The organism is Corynebacterium tuberculostearicum, from assembly GCF_030229345.1.
GTDB classification, from domain to species: Bacteria; Actinomycetota; Actinomycetes; order Mycobacteriales; family Mycobacteriaceae; genus Corynebacterium; species Corynebacterium tuberculostearicum_G.
Map to the genome: position 1 here is coordinate 15,003 of NZ_JASPGP010000002.1, position 23,354 is coordinate 38,356.

General features: G+C 60.2%; 19 protein-coding genes. 10 read left to right on the forward strand and 9 right to left on the reverse strand.

Annotation, left to right across the window (positions count from 1 at the left end; all coding sequences use genetic code 11):
* Positions 1-363: 363 nt before the first annotated feature.
* Complete coding sequence (locus QP884_RS01655) at positions 364-567, forward strand: hypothetical protein (RefSeq protein WP_005323488.1); 204 nt, start codon at positions 364-366, stop codon at positions 565-567.
* On the opposite strand, the gene QP884_RS01660 is transcribed toward QP884_RS01655, so the two are convergent.
* Positions 554-949, reverse strand: coding sequence for a (deoxy)nucleoside triphosphate pyrophosphohydrolase (locus QP884_RS01660; RefSeq protein WP_005323485.1), 396 nt, complete (start codon positions 947-949; stop codon positions 554-556). The genes QP884_RS01655 and QP884_RS01660 overlap by 14 nt on opposite strands.
* Positions 950-1,082: 133 nt before the next feature.
* On the opposite strand from QP884_RS01660, the gene QP884_RS01665 reads away from it, so the two are divergent.
* Positions 1,083-2,429 (forward strand): YjiH family protein, encoded by a 1,347-nt coding sequence (locus QP884_RS01665; protein ID WP_284820376.1) that lies wholly within the window; start codon positions 1,083-1,085, stop codon positions 2,427-2,429.
* Between the two features lie 8 nt (positions 2,430-2,437).
* Here the strand turns inward: QP884_RS01665 and hutG are convergent, their stop codons facing one another.
* From hutG to QP884_RS01685, 4 genes are read right to left on the reverse strand one after another with little or no spacing between them, the layout of a single operon-like run.
* Positions 2,438-3,370 carry a formimidoylglutamase gene (gene hutG / locus QP884_RS01670; protein WP_284820377.1) on the reverse strand — a complete coding sequence of 311 codons (933 nt, stop codon included), beginning with the start codon at positions 3,368-3,370 and terminating at the stop codon, positions 2,438-2,440.
* A gap of 23 nt (positions 3,371-3,393) precedes the next feature.
* Positions 3,394-4,734: a YjiH family protein gene (locus QP884_RS01675; RefSeq protein ID WP_284820378.1), complete on the reverse strand. Its 1,341-nt coding sequence runs from the start codon at positions 4,732-4,734 to the stop codon at positions 3,394-3,396.
* A gap of 18 nt (positions 4,735-4,752) precedes the next feature.
* Entirely contained in the window at positions 4,753-5,901 is a 1,149-nt protein-coding gene (locus QP884_RS01680; protein ID WP_284820381.1) for a CaiB/BaiF CoA transferase family protein, read from the reverse strand.
* Between the two features lie 27 nt (positions 5,902-5,928).
* Positions 5,929-7,095, reverse strand: coding sequence for an acyl-CoA dehydrogenase family protein (locus tag QP884_RS01685; protein WP_284820383.1), 1,167 nt, complete (start codon positions 7,093-7,095; stop codon positions 5,929-5,931).
* A 200-nt stretch (positions 7,096-7,295) separates the two neighbouring features.
* On the opposite strand from QP884_RS01685, the gene QP884_RS01690 reads away from it, so the two are divergent.
* From QP884_RS01690 to QP884_RS01700, 3 genes are all read left to right on the forward strand, one after another.
* Positions 7,296-8,048 carry an IclR family transcriptional regulator gene (locus QP884_RS01690; protein WP_284820385.1) on the forward strand — a complete coding sequence of 251 codons (753 nt, stop codon included), beginning with the start codon at positions 7,296-7,298 and terminating at the stop codon, positions 8,046-8,048.
* Between the two features lie 108 nt (positions 8,049-8,156).
* A complete protein-coding gene (hutH, locus tag QP884_RS01695) occupies positions 8,157-9,710 on the forward strand; it encodes a histidine ammonia-lyase (RefSeq protein WP_284820386.1) in 1,554 nt (517 codons plus the stop codon).
* A 73-nt stretch (positions 9,711-9,783) separates the two neighbouring features.
* Positions 9,784-10,374: a flavin reductase family protein gene (locus QP884_RS01700; RefSeq protein WP_284820387.1), complete on the forward strand. Its 591-nt coding sequence runs from the start codon at positions 9,784-9,786 to the stop codon at positions 10,372-10,374.
* Here QP884_RS01700 and QP884_RS01705 read toward each other — a convergent pair.
* Positions 10,357-11,142, reverse strand: a complete 786-nt coding sequence (locus tag QP884_RS01705; protein ID WP_284820389.1) for an SGNH/GDSL hydrolase family protein — start codon at positions 11,140-11,142, stop codon at positions 10,357-10,359. The genes QP884_RS01700 and QP884_RS01705 overlap by 18 nt on opposite strands.
* Before the next feature lie 189 nt (positions 11,143-11,331).
* Here QP884_RS01705 and QP884_RS01710 point away from each other — a divergent pair, with 189 nt between their 5' ends.
* The 4 genes from QP884_RS01710 (at position 11,332) to QP884_RS01725 (ending at position 17,456) form a co-directional block, all read left to right on the forward strand.
* Positions 11,332-13,008, forward strand: a complete 1,677-nt coding sequence (locus QP884_RS01710; RefSeq protein WP_284820391.1) for a urocanate hydratase — start codon at positions 11,332-11,334, stop codon at positions 13,006-13,008.
* Positions 13,009-14,178: an imidazolonepropionase gene (hutI, locus tag QP884_RS01715; protein ID WP_284820392.1), complete on the forward strand. Its 1,170-nt coding sequence runs from the start codon at positions 13,009-13,011 to the stop codon at positions 14,176-14,178. It abuts the gene before it with no gap.
* A gap of 43 nt (positions 14,179-14,221) precedes the next feature.
* On the forward strand, positions 14,222-16,081 hold the full coding sequence (locus QP884_RS01720; protein WP_250409338.1) for a DEAD/DEAH box helicase: 1,860 nt from the start codon (positions 14,222-14,224) through the stop codon (positions 16,079-16,081).
* Positions 16,082-16,229: 148 nt separating this feature from the next.
* The gene (locus tag QP884_RS01725) at positions 16,230-17,456 is read left to right on the forward strand and encodes an HNH endonuclease signature motif containing protein (RefSeq protein ID WP_284820395.1); all 1,227 of its coding nucleotides are present in this window, start codon (positions 16,230-16,232) and stop codon (positions 17,454-17,456) included.
* Between the two features lie 20 nt (positions 17,457-17,476).
* Here QP884_RS01725 and QP884_RS01730 read toward each other — a convergent pair whose 3' ends face one another.
* From QP884_RS01730 to putP, 3 genes are read right to left on the reverse strand one after another with little or no spacing between them, the layout of a single operon-like run.
* Positions 17,477-17,926, reverse strand: coding sequence for a DUF2269 domain-containing protein (locus QP884_RS01730; RefSeq protein ID WP_284820396.1), 450 nt, complete (start codon positions 17,924-17,926; stop codon positions 17,477-17,479).
* A 44-nt stretch (positions 17,927-17,970) separates the two neighbouring features.
* A complete protein-coding gene (locus QP884_RS01735) occupies positions 17,971-18,549 on the reverse strand; it encodes an HNH endonuclease family protein (RefSeq protein ID WP_284820397.1) in 579 nt (192 codons plus the stop codon).
* A gap of 37 nt (positions 18,550-18,586) precedes the next feature.
* On the reverse strand, positions 18,587-20,152 hold the full coding sequence (putP, locus tag QP884_RS01740) for a sodium/proline symporter PutP (RefSeq protein WP_284820399.1): 1,566 nt from the start codon (positions 20,150-20,152) through the stop codon (positions 18,587-18,589).
* Between the two features lie 166 nt (positions 20,153-20,318).
* Between putP and QP884_RS01745 the strand changes: the two genes are divergently transcribed.
* The gene (locus QP884_RS01745) at positions 20,319-23,354 is read left to right on the forward strand and encodes a DEAD/DEAH box helicase (protein WP_284820401.1); all 3,036 of its coding nucleotides are present in this window, start codon (positions 20,319-20,321) and stop codon (positions 23,352-23,354) included.

Consider the following 23,354-nt stretch of genomic DNA (forward strand, 5'->3'; position numbering starts at 1 on the left):
ACCAAATTCTAAAGGCTTCGGAATGCAAATTGGCTGATTCAAGGATTGGCGAAGTAATTTTTCTCCAGGCGGTGTTGCCCTTCAGTGATTTTGAGGCATGGCATTCACTAGAGTTCTTTGATCTCAATTAAGAAGATCAATCCCTGCAGCCTAGACCAATATCCCTGTCGATTGGAGATCGGATTGAGAAGTCCAAAATGGCTACGTGATGAGATTCTTTTGGTCGCCGAAATTGGAATCCGTTTAGGATGGCCGGCTACAGGACCTAAGGAGGAAATATCTCGGGTTTCCAACCTTCTGGCCAGGGGAGTCATGTATGGAGACGAATTCCAGCCAGGTCCTAAATTTAGGAATGTCAATGGCGTGAGCCGAAAATACTTTGATCTCTACTCGGCGCGCCCCTCTTATGAAGGACAAACGACCAACGGAGGAAAGGCAACGCAGGAAATCGCAGCATTGGCGGAATCCGATCCGCAATTGGTAGTGCGTTTGGCGGAGGATATCCGCCGCATGCTGGCAGAAGGCAAATACGAAAGGAAGACTCTTTCTTTCCTTAGCTGTGACTAGAAGCAATAGCTTCTACTGCTGGGATATCTGCGGGAGCCCACGCCAGGTGCGCGGCCTCTGTGGAGGTAACCCATTTTGTAGCGTCGTGATCGGTCAGGCGTAGGTCGCCGTCGACAAGCGTGCAATAGAAAGTGGTTAGCTCAATGGTCGCAAATTCGTACTCATAGGTTGTTGTCGTCACTTTCTGGCCGACCTCGGCGATGAGGTTGAGCTCCTCGCGAATTTCACGAGCTAGAGCTTGCTCAGGGGTTTCGCCAGGCTCGATCTTTCCACCCGGAAATTCCCAATGGCCTTCCAGTGGTTTGCCTGGTTTCTTGCGGCAGGCGAGGAACCGCTCGCCGTCGTGGAAGACGGCGCCAACGACGCGTATGGGGTTAGACATAACTCCATTGTGCCTTGGATCTCGGAAACATCTAGACAGTGAGCTGTTACTTAGATAACATATCCCCAATGTTCGCGTAAGGCTGTCACGCGGGCTTGATTTTTGTATGCAAGCTTGAGGGGACGGTTTTACTGTGACTTCTACCGAATCTGTCTATACCTCTCACCAGAGCCATGACGGGGAGATCCCGCAGCCTGGGGGACGGTGGAAACTCTTTTTATATAGCGCCATCGGCGCGTTCGTATTCTTCCTGCCGGTGACGTACCAGGATAAGCGCTCCATTCCTTTGGACCACATGGTCACCATGGTGCGCGAGGGGATTCCAGCGGCGGTGCCGTGGATTATCTTTGCGCTTGCGGTCTATGGCACGGTGCGCAGCTTTACCACCGGGGCGTTTAAGGAAAGCGCGCTGCAGGCAGTCTTTGCAGTGCTCAACATTGTGGGCGCGGTGGTCTCCTTCCTCATGGTCATCGATGCGCTGCCGTGGGTATTGGGCGATGAAGACCTGGTGCCGTTCCTGTGGAACTCCATCGCGATTCCGGTAGGCCTCATCGTGCCTATCGGTGGTGCGTTCCTGGCGTTTCTCATTGGCTTTGGCCTGCTGGAATTTGTTGGCGTGCTCATGCAGCCCATCATGCGGCCGCTGTGGAAGACGCCGGGGCGCTCCGCCATTGACGCGGTGGCCTCGTTCGTGGGCTCGTACTCGCTGGGCATTTTGGTGACCGACCGCGTCTACCAAAAGGGCGGCTATACCGGGCGCGAGGCGGCCATTATTGCCACCGGCTTTTCGACGGTCTCTGCGGCCTTCATGGTCATTGTGGCCAAGCAGCTGGACCTGATGAAAATCTGGGGCACCTACTTCATTGTCACGCTCATCGTGACCTTTGTGGTGACGGCCATTACCGTGCGCATTCCGCCGCTGCGCACCATTCCGGATGAGTACTGTGCAGAAGCACACCCAGACCCGGAAAAGCCGGTGGAGGGCTCGCGCATCAAGAACGCGTGGCGCGAAGCAATGCTGGCACTGCAGCGCGCGCCGTCCTTGTGGGAGTCCATCTGGGAGAACCTGCGCGATGGCGTGCGCATGGCGGCGGCCATCGTGCCTTCCATCATGTCGGTGGGCCTTATCGGCCTACTGCTCGCGCGCTTTACGCCCATTTTCGAGTGGATTGGCTACCTGTTTTACCCATTCGCGTGGGTAGTGCAGCTGCCGGAACCGGTCCAAGCCGGCAAGGGCGCTGCCATGGGTATTGCGGAGATGTTCCTGCCCGCCACCGCGGTGGCAGACAGCGACAACATGGTGCTCAAGTTCGTCATCGGCGTGGTGGCAGTCTCCGCCATCATCTTTTTCTCCGCGCTGGTGCCGTGCATCCTGGCTACCAAGATTCCGGTGAAGCTCACCCACCTGGTCATCATCTGGTTTGAGCGCGTGGCGCTGACCATCCTCATCGCCACGCCGATTGCCCACCTGCTGTTTTGAGGTAGGAGCTAGGCCCCGAGGTGGGCCGTGACGATGTCATCGATTAACCGCGCCGCTGCTTTGGCGGTGCGGTTATCTATGTCAAAGGTGGGGTTGAGCTCGACGACGTCCACCAGGGCCAGCTTGCCCGTTCGCGCAATAGCTACGGCCATGGCGCGGATGCGCTCGTAGCTGACGCCCAGCGACGCCGGGGCGGATACGCCCGGCGCGGTGGACGCTGGCAAAACGTCGAGGTCGATGGACAGGTGGACCTTGTCCTTGCCCTTGGTAGCGCGGGCGGCAAGCTCGCCGCATTCGGCCGGGGAGAGGTTGACCAGCTCTTCGTCTAGGGTGATGGCCACGCCGAGGGATTCGGCTTCGTCGAAAAGCACTGCGGTGTTATTGGGGCGGGATATGCCCAGCACGGTGTAGTCGAAGTCATCGGTGAGCTCCGAAATCTGCTTGAACGGGGTGCCGGAGGTGGCTTGATCAGCGCGGCGCAGATCGAAGTGGGCGTCTAGGTTGATGATTTTGGTGGCGCCTACCGCACGGTAGAGGCCGCGGTGCGAGCCGAAAGCGGTCTCGTGCCCGCCGCCGAGGATGATGGGGAGGGTGCCGGCCTCGACGAGTTCCTGCACTTTATCGGAAAGAGCATCGTGGGCGCCGTCGAGGTCGTCGGCCTGGGTGGTGATCGTGCCGGCGTCGGCAAGCGCATGCTTATGGTGGACTGCCAAGGAACCTAGGGCAGCTCGCAGCGCGGCCGGGCCTGCGGCTGCACCCTGGCGGCCGCCATTGCGCAGCACGCCCTCATCGGAGGCAAAGCCCAGGAGGGTTACCGGGGCGGGGGAGTCGGTGGACTGATTGATAACGCTATGCCAGCGGGCATGCTCTGGGCCTGGGCCATCGGAGCGACCGGACCATTCGGGGGCGGGGGTGAAAAGTTCAGCTTTTTCGGTGTTCATGGTTATCGATGTTAGGCGGCGAGTTACATCAGCGCAGCGATGCCGTAGGCAAACGGTGCGGCGATGATGGTGGACAAAATGACGCGTTCGAACCAGATTATGATGATGTTCTTAATGCTCAGTGGAATGTCCGTGGCCAGCACGGAAGGCACCATAGAGGAGAAGAAGAATATCTGGGAGACTGACACCATGGCGATAATAAGCCTCAGGACATCGGATTCCGCGCCGGCAACCAAGGTGGCTGGTAGGAAGAGCTCAGATAGGCCAATGGCGAGGGCTTCGGAGCCAAGGCCTGGATCCGGTACTCCCAAGATCCACAGCACTGGGTAGAAAAGGTAGCCAAAATACGTAAAGAACGGGGTGTAGAAGGCCACTACCAAACCAAGGAAGCCCACGGACATGATGCCTGGTAGAACCTGCATGGTCATGAACAGACCATCGCGGAAGTTGTGCCACAGTACCTTCCAGAGCGGTGGCGAATCACGGAGAACTGCCTTTGCTTCTTCCCAGGCAGTGTGCGCACGGCTGTCATTGACCTCGGATTCCGGGTTGGGTTCCGCGCCGGGGTAGTAATCCTCCGGGATGGTAGCGATGGGTGGAATGCGCACCATTATTACCGTCACCAGGAAGGTGACGATAAGGGTGGCTCCGAAATACATTCCCCACACACTCATAAGGTCAAGGGCGCGGGCGATGACCACCATGAATGTGGCGGAGGCGGTAGAAAATCCAGCAGCGATGATGGCCGCTTCTTTCCCGGTATATCCACCGGCCTTATACACGCGGTTGGTTACCAGCAGGCCTAGCGAGTAGCTGCCGACGAAGGAGGCCACTGCATCAATAGCTGAGCGCCCGGGCGTTTTGTACAGCGGCCGCATGATGGGCTGGACCCACACGCCCATGTACTCCATGAGGCCGAATCCAACCAGTAGTGCGAGGAAAATGGCACCCACAGGGATTAAGAGGCCTACGGGGATGACTAGTTTATTGAGGAGAAATGGACCGAGGTCTTCTTCAAAGACGAAGGCGGGGCCGAAATTAAACACCAGCATGGCCGTGATGACCACCGCCAAGATATTCAAGAACGCGAAGACCATGCGTGCGGCAGAGGACTTCCATGTGCCCGTGGCAAATGGGGCGATGGCACCGGCAACGATGAGCAGCAGCACTACGTACTTGGAGCCGCTACCTAGGGTGTCAGAAATCCAACCCACCAGGTGATCTAACAGGATGGTGTTTTCTCCGCCGAAGGGAAAGGGGACGAAGAAGGCAAAGATGCCGAGTCCGCTATATACAAAGAATCGCCAGGTGTTTTTCACTGGAGGGGTGGAGGTTTTAGTGCGAGGATTTGTGGTGTCAGTCATGGTGTTTCCATTTCAGAATCATCCGCGCACCGGCTCAGCGAGCCATTCGGGGATATGCGCGTTGTGCTCTCCTAGGCGCGGTGCTGGCTCCGGCTGGCGGGAGCCAGTCAGACGCAGGGGAGAGCTTAAGGTAGTAAATCCATCGGATTCGGTAAAGAGAACTTCGCGTTCAGTGCCTACGTCTCCGTGCAGGGCTTCGTCAACGGAATGGACCGGCGCGGTGGGAACCCCGTGTTCTTGGAAGAGGGCGAGCGCTTGCTCGACGGTCTTGCCCCGCAGGGCGTCCTCGATAATGGAGCGGACTTCCTCGCGGCGCTCCTTGCGGGCAGCGTTGGAGTTGTACCGCGGATCGTCAACCATGTACTCCAAGCCCAAGGCACGCGTGAGGCAGCCGAAGAGCTTCTCATTCAAGATGGCGATGACCACCTCACCGTCATCCACACGGTAAGTACTGAAGGGAACAGTCATGGCGTGGTCACTGCCAACGGCCGTGGGTACCTCTTCTTCGTACAGGTCTCGCATGGCCACCGATTCCAGGATGGACACCAAGGAATCAAACATGGCGACGTCAACATGCTGTCCATGGCCGGTGCGATGGCGCTCCTGCAAGGCGCCGAGCGTGCCGATAGCACCATAGAGTCCGGGGATCAGATCTCCCAGACTGATGCCTACACGGGTGGGGCGCCCGCCTGGCCAGCCGGTAATGGACATGATGCCGCTCATAGCCTGGGCGACGAGATCGTAGGCTGGTGCCTTGCTCATCGATCCGGTTTGACCAAAGCCACTGATGCTGGTGACGATGAGCTGCGGGTTGAGTTCCATAAGGGATTCTGGAGAAATGCCCAGTTTTTCCATTACGCCGGGCCGGAAGTTTTCTACCAGTACGTCGGCACGCTGCACCAACTCGCGCAACGTGTTCAAGTCTGCCTCTTCTTTGAGGTTCAAGGTGATGCCTTTCTTAGACCGGTTAAATAGCCGGTAGTAGGCGGAGTCACCTTTGAAATCTGGGCCAAAATTGCGGGAGTCATCACCCCAGGGGGTTTCGATTTTGATGACCTCGGCCCCTAAGTCAGCCAGAATCATCGAGCAAAAGGGACCTGCCAGCACGCGTGACATATCCAGCACGCGCAGGCCTTCGAGGGAGTGTGGGTGTCCGGTATCGACCATGGGGGAGCTCCTTTCCAGGGAAGTGGTTTAGACAAAGGCGGAAATGCCGGTGATGGAACGGGCAGCAACGAGTTGGTTGATATCGAAGGTGCCTTCGTAGGAGTAGATTGCTTCGGCATCGCAGAAGTGCTTGGCGGCGGTGTAGTCAGAAATGATGCCGTTTCCGCCGAGGAGTTCGCGGCCAAGTGCGGCGGACTCGCGCATCAACTTGGATACGTGTGCCTTAGCTAGTGCAGAGTGCTCGCCGCGGGTCTCTCCCCGGGCTTCCAAGCGAGTAAGGGCCGCCATCATGGATTCGGAAGCGATGAGGTTGCCCAAAATGGTGGAAAGTTTGGACTGGTTAATCTGGAAGCTAGCCAGCGGCTTTCCAAATTGATTGCGCTTGCCGGTGTAGTCCAAAGCAGTATCCAGTACGCCCATTTGCAGTCCTACTGCTTGCCAGCCCACTGTGGAGCGAGCGGACTTCAACACCTTGTTGGTGTCTTTAAAAGTATTGGCGTGGGCCAGCTTGTAATCATCTGGAACAAAGACGTCGTTAAGCGTGATATCGGCATTTTGCACGGCGCGAAGCGCAATGCGGTTTTGCATGAGGGTGGCTTTGTAGCCTTCCCAGGAGGTATCGACGAGGAACCCCTTGACGTGGTTGTCTTCAGGGTCACGAGCCCAAACGACGACGTAATCGGACCAAGTGGCGTTACCAATCCAGCGTTTCGCACCGTTGAGGATCCACCCGCCGTCAACCTTCGTAGCGGTGGTGGACATATCTTGCGCGACGTCGGAACCGGCATCCGGCTCGGTGATTGCGAAGACGCCGGTCTTCTTTACCGCGTAGATGTCTGGGAGCCACCGCTCCTTTTGCTCCTCGGAGGCGAGCAGCTCAATGGATCCCGTGAACAGACCATCCTGGCCACTGAAAAACGTTCCGACGGAGGCATCGGCACGGTGAATTTCCGCCGTGACTAGGCCAGCCAGCAGATGGGAGCGGCCCTGGTGGCGAACCAAGCTGATGATGTCGAGTTCTTGGATAGAGGGAAGTAGCTCGTGGGGGAATTCGCAGCGATTCCAATAGTCGGTGGCGATGGGGCGAACCTTGTCGTGGGTCCAATCGCGGACCTTGTGGAGAATCTCAAGTTCTTCCGCGGGTAGGTCCTGCTCGAATCCGTAAAAGTCTCCGTCTGGGTAGCGGCCGGGCATAGGGTTCTCCAATCCAATAAGTTAGGCAACACACATTCGGTGCCAGAATGTAATCTGTAACACTCTGTGTGAGATAGACTACGGTGAGCGGAATGGGAAAGCACTAGTCGAATCGGGCGGAAAGTCTTGTATATGAGACCGTTAAGGAGTAATTTATTTCTGTACAGTAATAGTTATTTCCATAGTGGAGGCGGGTGACCGTGGCTAAATCTCATGTTCCAGCGGCGAGAAACGTGCTCGCTATCTTGCGGCTGCTTTCCACTATTGATGTCCCAATCTCTGCCAGTCGCATCCGTTCTGAACTGGACCTTCCCCGCTCGTCCACCTATCACTTGCTTAATGAAATGGTGGAATCCGGATTCGTAGTGCATATTGAGGAAAATCAAACCTACGGACTTGGTCTCGCGGCATATTCCATGGCTTCGGCCTATTCGACCCAGCAGCCCCTCGTGCGCTTGGCGACAAACCAGCTGCGCGACATTGCCACTTTCGTGGCTGGCTCCGGGCACATCGCCCGCATGTCTGGTGCTGAAATTGTCTACCTGCAAGAGGTTCGCGCGCCGGGCGCTGTGTCTCTGGTGACGGATAAGGGGGTTCGATTGCCGGCCTATAAAACTGCTTCCGGAAAGATCATGATGGCTTTTCAATCGGAGAGTGAAGTGCGCGCTGCATTTTCGGATAAGGGGGCATCTGCCTATTTCGCTCCGTATAAAAAGCAGGTGGGCACCTTGCGTGCGCGCGGTTGGGCGGAGGAGAGGGAAGAGGTATCTAAGGGGCAGGCCACGGTTGCGGTGGCGGTCAAGGATCACCTCGCCCGGCCGTCGGCGGCGTTGGCGGTCACGTTTTCCATCAACGAGGAGAACCTTGCCAGGGAAGCCGTGGTGGTTGACCGGCTGGCGCTCTTGGCTGCAGAACTTTCGCGTCGCATTTATGGCAAGAAGGCGGCAGATTAACGACCGAGCCCTCGCATGGCAAAAATATGATGTAGCATACATCTATCGCGTTGGGTTGTCGCGCGACACATTTTTGATTATTAATCCCTACTTCAAGGAGTTTTTGCCATGCCTAACGCCTACCCATCCACCGTGACCGTCACTGTCGGTGCGCTACGCATCGAGGACGTCGTTGCCGTTGCCCGCTATGGGGCGAAGGTGGAGATTGCGCCCGAGGCTCTCGAAGAGGTAGCCGCGACCCGCGAGCGCGTGGAAGAACTGGCACAGGATCCCACTCCGGTCTATGGCATTTCTACCGGCTTTGGTGCGCTTGCCCGCCGCCACATTCCGGAGGAGATGCGCGCCCAGCTGCAGCTTTCCTTAGTGCGCTCGCATGCCGCGGGCACCGGCCCAGAGGTGGAAGAAGAGGTCATCCGCGCGCTCATGCTGCTGCGCCTGTCCACCTTGTGTACCGGTCGTACCGGCGTGCGCCCCGTGGTGGTAGAAACCTACGCCAAGGCGCTGAACGCTGGCATCGTTCCAGTGGTACGCGAGTACGGCTCGCTGGGCTGCTCCGGCGATTTGGCGCCGCTTGCTCACTGCGCGCTCGCCCTGCTGGGAGAAGGCGAGGTGCGCGTCAACGGCGAACTCAAGGACGCAGGCGACGCCCTGACCGCGGCCGGCATCGAGCCGCTGCAGCTGCGCGAGAAGGAAGGCCTCGCGCTTATCAACGGCACCGATGGCATGCTCGGCCAGCTCTGCCTGGCCATTACTGACCTGCGCGCGGCCGCCAAGACCGCCGATATTGCCACCGCCATGACCGTGGAAGGATTGCTCGGCACTCTCGTGGTCTTTGCCGATGACCTGCAGCAGTTGCGCCCGCACCCAGGCCAGGCCGATGCCGCGGCGAATATCCTCCAGGTAGCCGAGGGATCACAGATCTTGGAAGCTGCGCTCGAGGAGTTCAAGAAGAACCAGGTGCAGGATGCGTACTCCGTGCGCTGCGCCCCGCAGGTTGCCGGCGGGTTCCGCGATACCCTGGCCCACACCACCCAGGTGGCCGAGCGCGAGCTCGCCGCAGCGGTGGATAACCCGGTGGTAACCAAGGACGGCCGCGTGGTCTCCAATGGCAATTTCCACGGCGCACCGGTAGCCTATGCGCTCGACTTCCTGGCTATTGTCACCGCGGACTTGGCCTCCATTTCTGAGCGCCGCACCGACCGCTTTCTGGACCCGGCGCGCAACCGCGGGCTGAATGCCTTTCTTGCCGACGACCCCGGTGTCGACTCCGGCCACATGATCGCCCAGTATGCCCAGGCCGGCATCGTGAGCGAAATGAAGCGCCTGGCTACCCCATCTTCGGCTGATTCCATTCCGTCTTCGGCCATGCAGGAAGACCATGTGTCTATGGGATGGTCTGCCGCCCGCAAGCTGCGCAAGGCTGTGGATGGCCTGCAGCGCGTGCTGGCCGTGGAAATCCTCACCGCTGCCCGCGCCATCGACATGCGCGAGGGCACCCCGGCCAAGGGAACCGGCGCGGTGATTGAGAAGCTGCGCCAGACTGTGGACGGCCCCGGCGTCGACCGCTACCTGTCGCCGGAAATCGAGGAGACTGTACGCCTAGTCAAGGAGGGCGCTCTTATCGACGCCGTCGAGGACGCTACTGGAAAGCTGCGTGGTTAATATGTCGACCATTTCCTGGCATCCACAGACCGAACCTAACCCCTTGCCATTTTCGCCCTTTAAGGCGAGCACGGTGCCACGACCTATTGGTTGGCTCTCTAGCGTCGACGGCCAAGGTCGTGAAAATATCGCCCCCTATAGCCAGTGGCAAAACCTCACCTTCGATCCACCCATGGTGATGTTCTCGGCTAACCAGTACCCGGATGGTCGCCGCAAGGACACGGTCCTCAATGCCGAGGAAACCGGCTGGTTCGTATGGAATATGGCTACCTATGACTTGCGCGAGGAAGTTAATAAGTCGGCCCAGGTACTCGATTATGGCGAAAGCGAATGGGACCGCCTTTCCGTCACCAAGGAATATGCAGACAACCACCGCATTCCCATGGTGAAGGAATCGCCAGTGAAGTTCGAGTGTCAGTACAAGACCACCTTGCGCGTGCCAGGCAATTCCAAGGTGGGCACCATCGATCTCGTGGTGGCGGATGTCAAGACCATTCACATCGATGAATCCGTCATCGACGAGGACGGCAAGCTGGACATCCTCAAGATTAAGCCCATCGCGCGCATGGGTTACTTTGACTACACCGTGGTCACAGAGCGGTTTGAGATGCGTGTTCCCGGTTCCGATGACACCGCGCGCGCCGGGTTAGAGGGCAGCGCGTAGCGCCTGGGCCATGGCCTGCTGGCCCGCGTGGGTGGGGTGCATGGGAAAGGAATTGGTGTCCTTTCCCGTAAAGTCCACCCACGGCGAGGGGGAGCAGGCGGTGTGGTCGAGGGCGGCGTCGGCAAGCACGTAAGTAGCCCCGTTGCGCTCGGCGGCCTCGCGCACCGCCTGGTTGATGCGCTCGATGGAGGCGGCCAACCATTCCCGGTCACTGGCCGGGATTTTTTCTATGTAGGGGCAGGTCTCTTCAGGCTTAATCAATGGCAGATAGCCGGTGGCAAGGACCTTCGCATCGGGGGAGCGGCGGTGAATCTCCTCGTAGACCTTGTCGAGCCGGCGGGGCAGATCGCGGATTTCTAAGTCAATCTGCGCGCCGGATTCCGCCTGGCAGATATCGTCCGTGGCGCACTGGGTAAGGCGCACGAAGCTGGCGTCATTGCCGCCGATGGATAGGCTCACCAGGTCGGTGTCTTCCCGCAGGGCGTCCACCTGGGCGGGGTGCTCGCCGGCCGAGGAAAGCACGTCGAGGGTGCTAGCGCCCTGGCAGGTGACATTGCTGAGCTCCGCGTCCATCTCCTTGGCTGCGAGCTCGGGGTAGGAATCCTGTGCGCGTACGCAGGTATTGGGCGGATCCAGCGGCAGTGTGGTCGAGCCCATGGCCGCATAGGAATCTCCCAACGCTACATAGTGGGGTGGCTGCGGTTCCTCGGCGGGGGTGGAACAAGCGGCGAGGAGGGCCACGGAAAGGAGGGGGATGAACCGGCGCATGCAGGCCATCGTAGATCATCCCGCGGGTGTCTCATATGCGAGACAGTTCGGGTTTGTGTGGCCTGTTACATAGATGTGACTCACAGTAAGTTGTGACGTGTGACGCCAAACGAGCCCTCGGGGACAGCCCCGGGACACCGGCCTAGGGGGCTTGGGAGGGCGTCAGAAAAGCACGACGAAAGGAAGCCCATGTCTCAACCACGCGAAGTACGCGCGCCGCGCGGAACCGAACTGTCCGCCAAGTCCTGGCAGACCGAAGCGCCCCTGCGCATGCTCATGAATAACCTCGATCCCGAGGTTGCCGAGCGCCCCGAGGACCTCGTGGTCTATGGCGGCACCGGTCGCGCAGCACGCAGCTGGGAAGCCTTTGACGCCATCGTAGAATCCTTGAAGGACCTCGAATCCGATGAAACCTTGCTGGTGCAGTCCGGCAAGCCGGTGGGCATCTGGAAGACCAATGAGTGGGCACCGCGCGTGCTCATCGCTAACTCCAACCTCGTGGGAGACTGGGCTAACTGGGAGCACTTCCGCAAGCTCGAGGACGAGGGCCTGATGATGTACGGCCAGATGACGGCCGGCTCTTGGATCTACATCGCCACCCAGGGCATCCTGCAGGGCACCTTCGAGACCTTCGCGGCCGTGGCTAAGAAGCGCTTTGGTGGCAGCCTGGCCGGCACCTTCACTCTGACCGGCGGTTGCGGTGGTATGGGCGGCGCACAGCCGCTGTCCGTCACCCTCAACGGCGGCGCCTGCCTCATCGTGGACGTGGACGAGACCCGCCTGAAGCGTCGTCAGCACAAGCGCTACCTGGATGAGGTTGTCACCGACCTCGACGAGGCCCTCAAGCTGGTCTTGGACGCCAAGGAAAACAAGAAGGCCCTGTCCGTCGGCCTCGTGGGCAACGCCGCCGAGGTCTTCCCGGAGATCCTGCGCCGCCAGCGCGCCGGGGAATTTACCGTAGACATCGTCACGGACCAGACCTCCGCGCACGACCCGCTGTCCTACCTGCCTTCTGAAATCACCATGGAAGACTGGCACAACGAGGCCAAGGCAGATCCGACCACCTTTACCAAGAAGGCTCGCGAGTCCATGGCAGCCCAGGTGCAGGCCATGGTCGAGTTCCAGGATGAGGGCGCCGAGGTCTTTGACTACGGCAACTCCATCCGCGATGAGGCCCGCAAGGCCGGCTACCAGCGCGCCTTCGAGTTCCCGGGTTTCGTTCCGGCCTATATCCGCCCGCTCTTCTGCGAGGGCTTGGGCCCCTTCCGCTGGGCCGCGCTTTCCGGCGACCCGGAGGATATTAAGGTCACCGACCAGGCGCTCAAGGAGCTCTTCCCGGACAACGAGCACCTGCACAACTGGCTCGACGCCGCCGAAGAATACGTCGAATTCGAGGGTCTGCCGGCACGCATTTGCTGGCTGGGCTACAACGAGCGCCACAAGGCTGGTCTGCTCTTTAATGACCTGGTCCGCGAGGGCAAGATCAAGGCGCCGATCGTCATCGGCCGCGACCACCTGGATTCTGGCTCCGTGGCTTCTCCGTACCGCGAGACCGAGGCCATGCTCGATGGCACCGATGCTGTGGCCGACTGGCCGCTGCTCAATGCCATGACCGCCGTATCTTCCGGCGCTACCTGGGTTTCCCTCCACCACGGCGGTGGCGTGGGCATGGGCCGCTCCATCCACGCCGGCCAGGTTACCGTTGCAGACGGCACCGAGCTCGCCGCGGCCAAGCTGCGCGCGGTGCTCACCAATGACCCGGGTATGGGCGTTATCCGCCACGTCGATTCCGGCTACACTCGCGCGAAGGAGGTCGCCGACGATCGCGGCGTCCGCATTCCGATGGAATTCAAGGCAAGGGACTAGATGAGCACACTTTTTACCGGCATTTCAGAACTCCGTACGGTCAGCGAGCGTGGCACGCTTAACGACGCCGCCATTATCGCCCAATCCGGCACCATCGCCTGGGTCGGCCCAGCCTCCGAGGCGCCGGCGGCCGACGAGAAGGTGGACTTGGGCGGCCGCGCCGTCCTGCCCGGCTGGGTAGATTCGCACACCCACATGGTCTTCGACGGTGACCGTTCCGCCGAATTCGAGGCCCGCATTTCCGGCGGTTCCTATGAGGCAGGCGGCATCGCCGTGACGATGGACGCTACCCGCCAGGCCGGCACCGACCGCCTGGACAAGCTGGTGGCGGACCGCGTGGCCGCTGGCCGCCGCGGTGGCACCACCACCTTCGAGACCAAGACCGGCTACGGCCTTAACACCGAGTCCGAGGTGGAGGCCGCCAAGGTAGCCTCCCGCCACGTCGATGATGTGACCTTCTTGGGTGCGCACCTGGTCCCGCCGGGGGCGGACGCGGAGGAGTACCTCAACGAGGTCGTTGGCCCCATGCTCGAAGGCGTTGCCCCCTACGTGCAGTGGATCGACGTCTTCTGTGAGCGCGGCGCCTTCAACGAGGAGCAATCCCGCCGCGTGTTGGAGGCCGGTAAGAAGTTGGGCCTGGGCCTGCGCGTGCACGGCAACCAGCTGGGCGAGGGCCCGGGCGTTGCCCTCGCCGTCGAACTGGGCGCCGCCTCGGTAGACCACGTCAACCACTTGAGCGACGAGGACGTAGAGCTCTTGGCCAATTCCGATACCGTGGCCACCATGCTGCCGGCTTGTGACCTGTCGACTCGCGAGCCGCTCGCCCCGGGCCGCACGCTTCTCGACGCCGGCGCCACCCTCGCCATCGCCTCCAACCTCAACCCCGGCACGTCCTATACCTCCTCGATGAACTACTGCGTGACCACCGCGGTCCTGCAGCAACACCTCTCCGTCGATGAGGCCATCCACGCCGCCACCACCGGCGGAGCGACCGCCCTGCGCCGCCACAACGTTGGCAATGGCCTCGACCCGCAGGGCCGCCCCGCTAAGGGCACCATCGTGGAGGGCGCCGCCGCGGACCTGCACGTGCTCGACGCCCCCAGCGCCGTGCACTTGGCCTACCGGCCAGGCATGCCACTGAGCTACCGCACCTTCGTCGCGGGCGCTTAGGATATGGAGTTTGGGGCGGCAATCGCGTAGGGTTGGTGAAGCAATGAGCATTACCGATAACGCCACCGGCGGCGTCAACGAGCCGGAAGATTTTAATAAGTCGGAATCTCAGGACAACTCGCAAGGTGTCACCAAGGACACCAGGGCTGCGAATACTTCTGAGGACACCGGCGCTGAGTCCCAAGACTCAGCCAACGACAACTCCCAGGGGTTCGCGCATCTTGGCCTGCCAGAGAAAATTCTGGAGGCCGTTGCGAAAGTAGGCTTCACCAAGCCGTCCCCCATTCAGGAAGAAACCATCCCGATCTTGATGGAAGGCCGCGACGTCGTCGGCCTCGCCCAGACCGGTACCGGCAAGACCGCAGCCTTCGCGCTGCCGGTTCTGTCACAGATTGACACCAAGGCCCGCCATCCGCAGGCCCTAGTGCTCGCTCCCACCCGCGAGCTGGCCCTGCAGGTGGCGGACTCCTTCCAGTCCTTCGCCGAGTCCCTCAAGGGTGTCGAGGTGCTGCCTATCTACGGTGGCCAAGCCTATGGCATTCAGCTATCCGGTCTGCGCCGCGGTGCGCAGGTCATCGTGGGCACCCCGGGTCGCGTCATCGACCACCTGGAGAAGGGCTCGCTGGACCTGTCCCAGCTGCAGTTCCTCGTCCTCGATGAGGCCGATGAGATGCTGAACATGGGCTTCCAGGAAGACGTCGAGCGCATCCTGGAGGACACCCCGGATCGCAAGCAGGTGGCGCTTTTCTCGGCCACCATGCCGAACGCTATCCGGCGCCTGTCTAAGCAGTACCTCGACAACCCCGCCGAGGTCACGGTGAAGTCGGAGCGCCGCACCAATGACAACATCACGCAGCGCTTCCTCCTCATTCCGCACCGCGCAAAGATGGATGCCTTCACCCGCATCCTCGAGGTCATCAATTACGACGCCATCATCGTCTTCTGCCGCACCAAGCACGAGACCGAAGAGGTGGCCGAGACCCTGCGTGACCGCGGCTTCAGCGCCGCCGCCATCAACGGCGATATTGCGCAGGCGCAGCGCGAGCGCACCGTCGACCAGCTCAAGGATGGCCGCCTAGACATCCTCGTGGCTACCGACGTCGCCGCCCGTGGCCTCGACGTCGAGCGCATCACGCACGTGGTCAACTTCGATATCCCGAACGATACCGAGTCCTACGTCCACCGCATCGGCCGCACCGGCCGCGCGGGCCGCTCCGGCGAAGCCATCCTGTTCGTCACCCCGCGCGAGCGCCGCATGCTGCGCTCCATCGAGCGCGTGACCAACGCCCGCCTGGAAGAGATGGACCTGCCGTCCGTCGATGAGGTCAACGAAAAGCGCAAGGAAAAGTTCGCGCAGTCCATTACCAACTCCATGGACAATAAGCAGGCGGATTTCTTCCGCACCTTGGTGCGCAAGTACTCCGAGGACAATAACGCGGCCATGGATGACATTGCCGCAGCCCTCGCCGTCATGCTGCAGGGCGGCAAGAACTTCCTGATGGAAGATAAGCCGCTTCCCAAGCCGAAGCGCGACCGCGACCGCCGCGACGATCGCAAGCGCGATTTCAAGGGCGGCGGTAAGGGTCGCGGCCCAAAGCGGCCGGACGGAGACTTTGAGACGTACCGACTGGACGTCGGCAAGCGGCAAAATGTGCGACCGGGAGCCATCGTGGGCGCTATTGCCAACGAGGGTGGCCTGTCTGCCAAGGACTTCGGCCGCATCACCATCGCGGTCGGCCATACCCTGGTTGACCTGCCAAAGAACCTCGACCCGGCAGTGCTGGATCGCCTGAAGGATACCCGCATTTCCGGCCAGTTGATCAAGATTCAAAAGGACACCGGCCGCCCGCCACGCCGTGACCACGGCGGCGGACGCAAGCGCGGAGGACGCTGGCGAGACTAGCATTTTCGACTGAATGGGCCTCTTCGGAGGCCCATTTTTTCGTGCCTTTTGACCTGCGGTTTTACTATAAACGGGGGTAGTGTGTCGGAGGCGTTTTGTATACTGAAAGCGCAAACATGTTCTAGAGAAACTTCTGCGGGGGAAGTCCATGAATGCGCCCTACTTTGCCAATACCAATCCAGCAAATTCCACATCACAAGCAGCAACAGACATTCGCAAGGCCGAATACCTCCTTTGGAAACGCCTGCATCCAGACCCGGATGACGATATCGAAATAATTAGCCAATCACTGTCGGATCTCACCGGAACACGGCAGTCCCGAATTAGAAATATTATTTTCGCCTTTGAACGATTGCAGGAGCTGCCGCGCCTTAAAGCCCGGCAGGAAGAGCACTACCACTTAGATTTAGACCGCTTAATTACTATTGACCAGACGCTGTCCAAGTTAGGCGAGATTGACACCGAAAAACGCCTGCTTATCGACGCCGAATTAACCACCTACCTCACCCCCAAACGCCCCAACCAAAAATTACCGTCCCATCGCAACCTGCGGCGAAAGCTGCGGGAGCTCATTGTCCGCCTTGATCCCACCATCGCCGCACGCGATCCGCGGCGCAAGGAGTCCTATCACCTCGAGCCTACGGGCGGGGAGTGGGCCGCCGTGTGCCTCGACGTGGGCTTAGAGACTGCCGAAATCATCGACCGAAATATTCGCGGTGTGGCGACGGAGAAGGACATCTCCTTGGCTCAGGCTGCGGTCGAGTTGCTCACCGGAGAGGCCGAAGCCAAGGCGAAGGTGGTGCTCAATATGTACCGCTGCGATCTGCCGGATGCTCCCGCCTTCGTCCAAAGCTTGGGTTGGGTTTCGCCGGAGGTGGCCGATGACATGCAATCGCGGGCCACGACCGTGCGCGACATGGAGAAGGCGGCACAAGATGAAAGCGGAAACTACGTCACGCCGCCGCATATTCGCGCCTTTGTGGAAGGGCTGGACGGGACCTGCCGGTGGCCCGGATGTACGCGGCCGGCGATGGCTTCCCAGATGGATCATCGGCATGATTTCGCTGACGGAGGACCTACTTCGGCGGCAAACTTGACCTGCCTGTGTCAACATCACCACAACATCAAGACTGATGGGCGGGCGTTTTATATCAAGGACCCGATTAGCGGGGACGTCGTCTGGCTCTTTGAAGATTCGACTTGGGTCTATGACGAAGCCAGCGGACCGCTCGCGCCGAAGAATCGGAGGTGGGCGCAGACTGTGGCGCAGGCGACGCGGCGGCGTCGAGAAAATGCGCACGAAGATGCACAAAAGTTGAAGGAAGAGCTGGAAAACGAAAAGAGGGACAGTGAAGACACTGTCCCAGAGGAGTAAATGGCTTTTTAGAAGGCCACTTAGAAGTTGACGTACATCAGGATGAGGCAGATGATCCACAGGAGGTTGAATACGCCGCCGAATGCGGACAGTGGCTTCTTAGCTGCCGCGTAGTCGAAGGATTGAGTCGATTCGAGGGCGGCCATTGCCTTCTTCTGCTTTGGCAGAATGACGAAGAAGAGCAGGCACCATGCGACGATGGCAACCAAGATGGCGATGTGGAAGTTCACTTCGGACTTGTAAGCGCTGATATCGGAAAGGAATACGCCGAGGCCGAGGATAGGCACGATGGCAGAGATGTAGCCGTAGGTATTGGTGATGTTATGCAGGACGCGAGCAGAGCCGAGCGCTGCGTGGTCGCCTTGTGCTGCCTTGGCCATTTGGGTCTGGAAGCTGGAGGTGGATACGCATACTGGGCCGATCAATAGAATGGCTGCGGCCACGTGGAGGAATACAAGGAAAGAAGTCATTGAAAGAACCCTTCAATCGCGGAAAGTTGCCACGTCAACCCTAATCAATTTCCGGTGAGTACGGCTAACCGACATTGCCTTTGCATCGCCCGCACGTCCTTGGAAGGGAGGGGAAGGGAGTACTTTCGGGCGATGTCAGCAAGGCGGCGGGAATAATCGCAGCGGTTGGCGGGAGGTAGCCATTCCGCAGGGAGGGCGTCTGACTTTTCTTGGTTGAGCTCACGGCTGGTGGCTACGAGGTTGAGCGGATCGTTGCCAAAGCGGACCTTGGTCTCGCGGTCCCACTCGGAAGCGCCCATGTCATAGGCCGCGGAGAGGGGAAAGATGTGGTCGATCTCAATGGGCGAGGTAGCGGGAATGGTGGTGCCACTATAGGGGTCGTAAAGAGTCCCGCTGCGGGCGTGGCAGGCGTGGAGGGGTTCGCTGGATTGGCTTTCTAGAATGACCTCGCGGGTGGTGCAGGCACCATGGGGCTGCCAGATGCCGAAGTCTTCGCGGTTGTAGCCGGCGGCTTCGGGGCGGGAGGGGAGCGTGGTGACGTCAAAACGCGGAAAAGGCCACGCATACCATGCGCCGATGAGAACGGTGATGCATGATAGCGCGGCCAGGTAATAGGACTTCATGTCCTATTGGACTGCGAGGAGTCCGCGTTGGTTCCGATTACTTATCGGTGACCTTTTCTGCGGCTTCCTCAAAGTCGAGGTTGGAGTTATTTTCCACGAGCTTGGCCAGCTTGGTGGCCTCTTCGAACTCGGCAACAACCTCCGGCTTTGGTTCCTTGGTGAGCTTGGTGACTACGACGGCCACGAGGAGGGCCAGGAAGAAGCCTGGGACCATCTCATAGAGGACGTCAGAAAGCGGGGACATGCCCCAGCCAATGGCCACGACGGCGCCGGTTACCATGCCGGCAATCGCGCCGGTGGAATTGAAGCGCTTCCAGTACAGGGACAGCAAAACGATGGGGCCGAAGGCGGAACCGAAGCCTGCCCAGGCGAATCCAACCAGGCCGAGGATGGAATCGGACGGGTTGATAGCCAGCAGGGCGGCGATGACCGCGATGGCGACGATGGCGGTGCGGGAGAGATTGATGAGGACCTGCTCGCTGGGCTTCTTCTTAGCAAAGATGAGGAAGAGGTCCTCGATGAGGGAAGTAGAGACGACGAGCATCTGGGACGACATGGTGGACATAATGGCGGCCAGAACCGCGGTCAAGACGAAGCCTGCGGGCAGTGGGTGCATCATGGCCTGCGCCATATCCAGGAAGATGGTTTCGAAGTTCTCCTGGTCGGTGATGCTGTGGCCGGTCTGGGTGAAGTAGACGGTGCCAGAGAGAGCGACGAAGATAGCGCCGATAACGGACAGACCCATCCAGGTAACGCCGTAGAAGCGGCCCTGGCGGGCGTCGGAAGGCTTACGCAGCGCCATGAAGCGGACCACGATGTGTGGCTGGCCAAAGTAGCCCAGGCCCCAGGCCAGGTTGCCGATGATGACGCCAGCGGAAACGCCCGCGAACATGGAGAAGTAGTTGTCATTTTCCACTACGCCATCGGTGCCGTAGGTATTATTGCTGGCGAAAGAGAAGATGGAAGCAGGATCGCTGAGAGAGACGATTGCCATAATCGGCACGATCATCAGGGCGACGAACATAAGCACGCCCTGGACGACGTCCGTGTAGGACACCGCCAAGAAGCCACCGACGAAGGTGTAGAAGATGGTCACCGCGGCGATAACAAGCATGCCGGTGAGGTAGTCGCCACCGAAGGTGGACTCGAAGTAGCGGCCGCCGGAAACCATGCCGGAGGAGACGTAGAAGGTAAAGAAGAAGATGATGATGGCTGCGGAGATGATGCGCAGCAGGCGGGACTTATCGTGCAGGCGGTTTTCAAAGAAGGACGGCACGGTAATGGAGTTGGCCGCGATCTCCGAGTAGGAGCGCAGGCGCGGTGCGACCCACTTCCAGTTTGCCCAGCAGCCGACGAGCAGGCCGATGGCCATCCATAGCTCGGACATGCCGGAGAGGAAGAGCGCGCCAGGCAGGCCCATGAGTAGCCAGCCGGACATATCGGAAGCGCCTGCGGAGAGGGCCGCTACGAATGGGTGCAGGCCACGGCCGCCCAAAACATAATCGTCATATTGATCGGTTTGCTTGTAGCTCCAGTAGCCAATGGCTGCCATTGCGAGAAGATAGACGATCATCGCAATGACGTACCAAGTTGAATCTTGCACGTTGTACTCCTTGTAGATGAGTGATGACATTCTCACGTTAACGAGGTCACAAGGTTAACCCAAGTGAAAATACAGGTGTGGCATAGATCTCCGGCTCGATTTTCTGTCGTTCAACTGGGAAAAGGGTGGAACATAACGAGCGTGTAACAAAATCAAATGGGCTGCTATGCTGGCGGCTATGGCTTCTTACCTCGTGCATGGACTGTGGCTCCCCGTTACGGGACTAGGTCTATGGATCGAACAGGTAGAAGGACACAAGATCGTCATGCCCAATGCCGTTCCTGAGGGCACCTTCCCGCCAGCGGTGGAGTCCATCTTGGCGAAGAAATCCTTCCGCAACCGAGCGCGGGTATCGCTGCGCACGCCCAAGGGTAAGGATGTCTCCTTGATGGTGCCCATGGCGATGTTCGGACCCGAAGAGGCCGTGGCGGCGCTTGCCCAAATGGAGCACCTGAACCACAAGCCGCCCGCCACCATCGCGCCGGACCTCCAGTGGCTGATCCATGCCTACAGCGGCCTATGCAAGTTCGTGCGCGCTGGCCGCGTGACCTTCCGGCTGGCTTACCAGGCCAATGAGTGGTTCCCCATGTGGCAGCTGGCCTCGGGCTTGGGCGAGCGCGGCTGGCTCGCGGAGATGATGACGGCCGCGCCGGGCATCTTGCACGTGAATAACCGGGCACTCTCAGATGACATGGCCGATGAGCTCACCCACTGGATTGCCTTCCGCGAGCTGCGGCCCGTGGCGGAGGCGCCGCGCCCGATGCCATGGCACGAGTTTGCCCGCGCCCTACTCGATACGCGGCCGATCCGACGGGGGCGCTCGCAGCTGCTGCGCGGGCTCAATGAGTGGAAGAACTCCATCTACGAGGTTGAGCTCCAGCTGGTCTATATCGTGGAGGAGCCGCTTGACGACGACCCGGATGCGGCCAAGTGGCCAGTGCGCGTGCGGGTGCGTTCGGGTACGGATTCTCCGCGGCCGGTGTCGGCGCAGAGTTTGGATAGGGCGAGTGTGGAAAAGTTGCGCGAGGCTCACCGCAAAGCCGTGCGCATCGCACCCACGCTGGGGGAGACCGCGCAGCTGCCGCAGCCTGGCGACGGCGACTGGGACGTCTACCTTGAAACCCACCAGCTCACCCATTTTATTACCCACGAGGTGGATAAGCTCAAGGCCAGCGGCGTGACCGTCATGCTGCCCAAAGCATGGGCGCAGATGGAGACTAAGGCCAAGCTGGAAACCCACGAAGCCCGCGATCCGGCCGAGGCCGCCACGAAGAAGCACATCGGCATGAATAAGCTGGTGGACTATAACTGGCGCATGTCCGTGGGCGATGTGGAGCTGACCGAGGAAGAGATGGAGGACCTGGTCAATTCCAAGTCCGGCCTCATTCAGCTGCGCGGCAAGTGGGTCATGGCCGATAAGCAGGTCGTCTCCCAAGTCTCCGGCTACATGGACGCGCTGCGGGAGAAGGCCATAGCGCGCAAAAAGAAGGAGCTCGAGCAGCTAGCCGCCTCCGCGGAGATGGCCAAGCAGCTCGACCAACCAGGGTGGGAAGCCCTGATGGCGGACGTGGAGCGCCGCCGCCAAGAATTCAACGAGGGCGGCGAGGAGCACGAGCAGGTCACCGTGGCCGAACTGCGCGAGCTGGCGCTAGAGTCCATGACCCAAGAGCCCATCGAGTTCACCGGCAGCACCTGGCACACGGCGCTGCTCGGCGGGGTGGACAAGGTTGCCCCGGAGCGCGTGGAGATTCCCGCATCCGTCCATGCGGAGCTGCGCGAGTACCAGCGCCGCGGCGTCGACTGGCTGTATTGGATGTCGCGCAGTGGCATTGGGGCAGTGCTTGCCGACGACATGGGACTCGGCAAAACCCTCCAACTACTGTCCCTCCTCGCGGTGGAGAAGGACCGCGGCGAGCAGACCGGCCCCACACTCGTGGTGGCACCAACGTCCGTGGTGGGCAACTGGGCCCGCGAGGCCCAGCGCTTCGTCCCAGACTTCAAAGTCATGGTGCAGCACGGTCCCAGCCGCCCGCGCGGGGAGGACTTTTTAAAGGAGGCCAGCGAGTGTGACCTCGTCATCACCACCTACGGCACCGTGGGCCGCGACTTTAATGACATGGGCGAAGTCGGCTGGCAGCGCGTTGTCCTCGATGAGGCCCAGGCCATCAAGAACTCCGCGACGCGCTCGTCCAAGGCCGTGCGCTCGCTGCCCTCGGAACACCGCGTGGCGCTAACCGGCACCCCGGTGGAAAATCGCCTCTCTGAGATGCGCTCCATCCTGGATTTCTGCAATCCCGGCGTGCTGGGCACCGCCTCGTTTTTCCGCAATCACTTTGCCAAGGCCATCGAGCGCAATAATGACGAGGAAATGTCCGAGCGCCTGCGCCAGCTCACCGCGCCGTTTATCCTCCGCCGCGTCAAGACGGATCCGAATATCATCGATGACCTGCCGGAAAAGTCCGAGCAGATCCTCACCGTATCCATGACCACCGAACAGGCTGCCCTGTATAAGGCGCTGGTCAACCAGGTGAAAAAGGACCTGCAGGAAGCGACGGGCATCAATAAGCGCGGTTTGGTGCTGGCCTCACTCACCCGCATTAAGCAGATTTGTAATCACCCCGCGCACTACCTAGGCGATAACTCACCGGTGGTGCTCAAGGGAAAGCACCGCTCCGGCAAGGTCAAAGAGCTCATGCGCATCGTGGATGAGGCCACCGAATCCGGCGAGCGTCTCCTGGTGTTTACCCAGTACAAGGCCTTTGGTGATATCTTGCAGCCTTACCTAAGCGACCAGCTCGGCCGCGAGATCCCCTTCCTGCACGGCGGGGTAAGCAAGAACAAGCGCGACCAGATGGTGGAGGACTTCCAGTCCGAGGATGGCTCGCCGGCGATGATCCTGTCGCTCAAGGCGGGCGGCACCGGCCTGAACCTCACGGCCGCATCTATCGTCGTGCACATGGACCGCTGGTGGAACCCGGCGGTGGAAAACCAGGCGACGGACCGTGCCTTCCGCATTGGCCAGCGCCGCAATGTGCAGGTGTATAAGATGATCACCGCAGGCACGCTGGAGGAATCCATCCAGGACATTTTGGACGGTAAGACGCAGCTGGCCGGCGCCGTGGTGGGCGAAGGCGAGGGATGGCTCACCGAGCTGGACCCAGATCAGCTGGCCGCACTCATGAGCTACCGGGGGAGGGAGTAA

What these genes read in the sequence shown, in the direction of transcription:
- QP884_RS01675 (WP_284820378.1), bottom strand. Translation starts at nt 4,734, where the DNA reads ATGACTGACACCACAAATCCTCGCACTAAAACCTCCACCCCTCCAGTG.
- QP884_RS01745 (WP_284820401.1), top strand. Translation starts at nt 20,319, where the DNA reads ATGCTGGCGGCTATGGCTTCTTACCTCGTGCATGGACTGTGGCTCCCC.
- QP884_RS01685 (WP_284820383.1), bottom strand. Translation starts at nt 7,095, where the DNA reads ATGCCCGGCCGCTACCCAGACGGAGACTTTTACGGATTCGAGCAGGAC.
- hutH (WP_284820386.1), top strand. Translation starts at nt 8,157, where the DNA reads ATGCCTAACGCCTACCCATCCACCGTGACCGTCACTGTCGGTGCGCTA.
- QP884_RS01735 (WP_284820397.1), bottom strand. Translation starts at nt 18,549, where the DNA reads ATGAAGTCCTATTACCTGGCCGCGCTATCATGCATCACCGTTCTCATC.
- hutG (WP_284820377.1), bottom strand. Translation starts at nt 3,370, where the DNA reads ATGAACACCGAAAAAGCTGAACTTTTCACCCCCGCCCCCGAATGGTCC.
- QP884_RS01705 (WP_284820389.1), bottom strand. Translation starts at nt 11,142, where the DNA reads ATGCGCCGGTTCATCCCCCTCCTTTCCGTGGCCCTCCTCGCCGCTTGT.
- QP884_RS01680 (WP_284820381.1), bottom strand. Translation starts at nt 5,901, where the DNA reads ATGGTCGATACCGGACACCCACACTCCCTCGAAGGCCTGCGCGTGCTG.
- QP884_RS01660 (WP_005323485.1), bottom strand. Translation starts at nt 949, where the DNA reads ATGTCTAACCCCATACGCGTCGTTGGCGCCGTCTTCCACGACGGCGAG.
- QP884_RS01730 (WP_284820396.1), bottom strand. Translation starts at nt 17,926, where the DNA reads ATGACTTCTTTCCTTGTATTCCTCCACGTGGCCGCAGCCATTCTATTG.
- QP884_RS01720 (WP_250409338.1), top strand. Translation starts at nt 14,222, where the DNA reads ATGAGCATTACCGATAACGCCACCGGCGGCGTCAACGAGCCGGAAGAT.
- QP884_RS01725 (WP_284820395.1), top strand. Translation starts at nt 16,230, where the DNA reads ATGAATGCGCCCTACTTTGCCAATACCAATCCAGCAAATTCCACATCA.
- hutI (WP_284820392.1), top strand. Translation starts at nt 13,009, where the DNA reads ATGAGCACACTTTTTACCGGCATTTCAGAACTCCGTACGGTCAGCGAG.
- QP884_RS01710 (WP_284820391.1), top strand. Translation starts at nt 11,332, where the DNA reads ATGTCTCAACCACGCGAAGTACGCGCGCCGCGCGGAACCGAACTGTCC.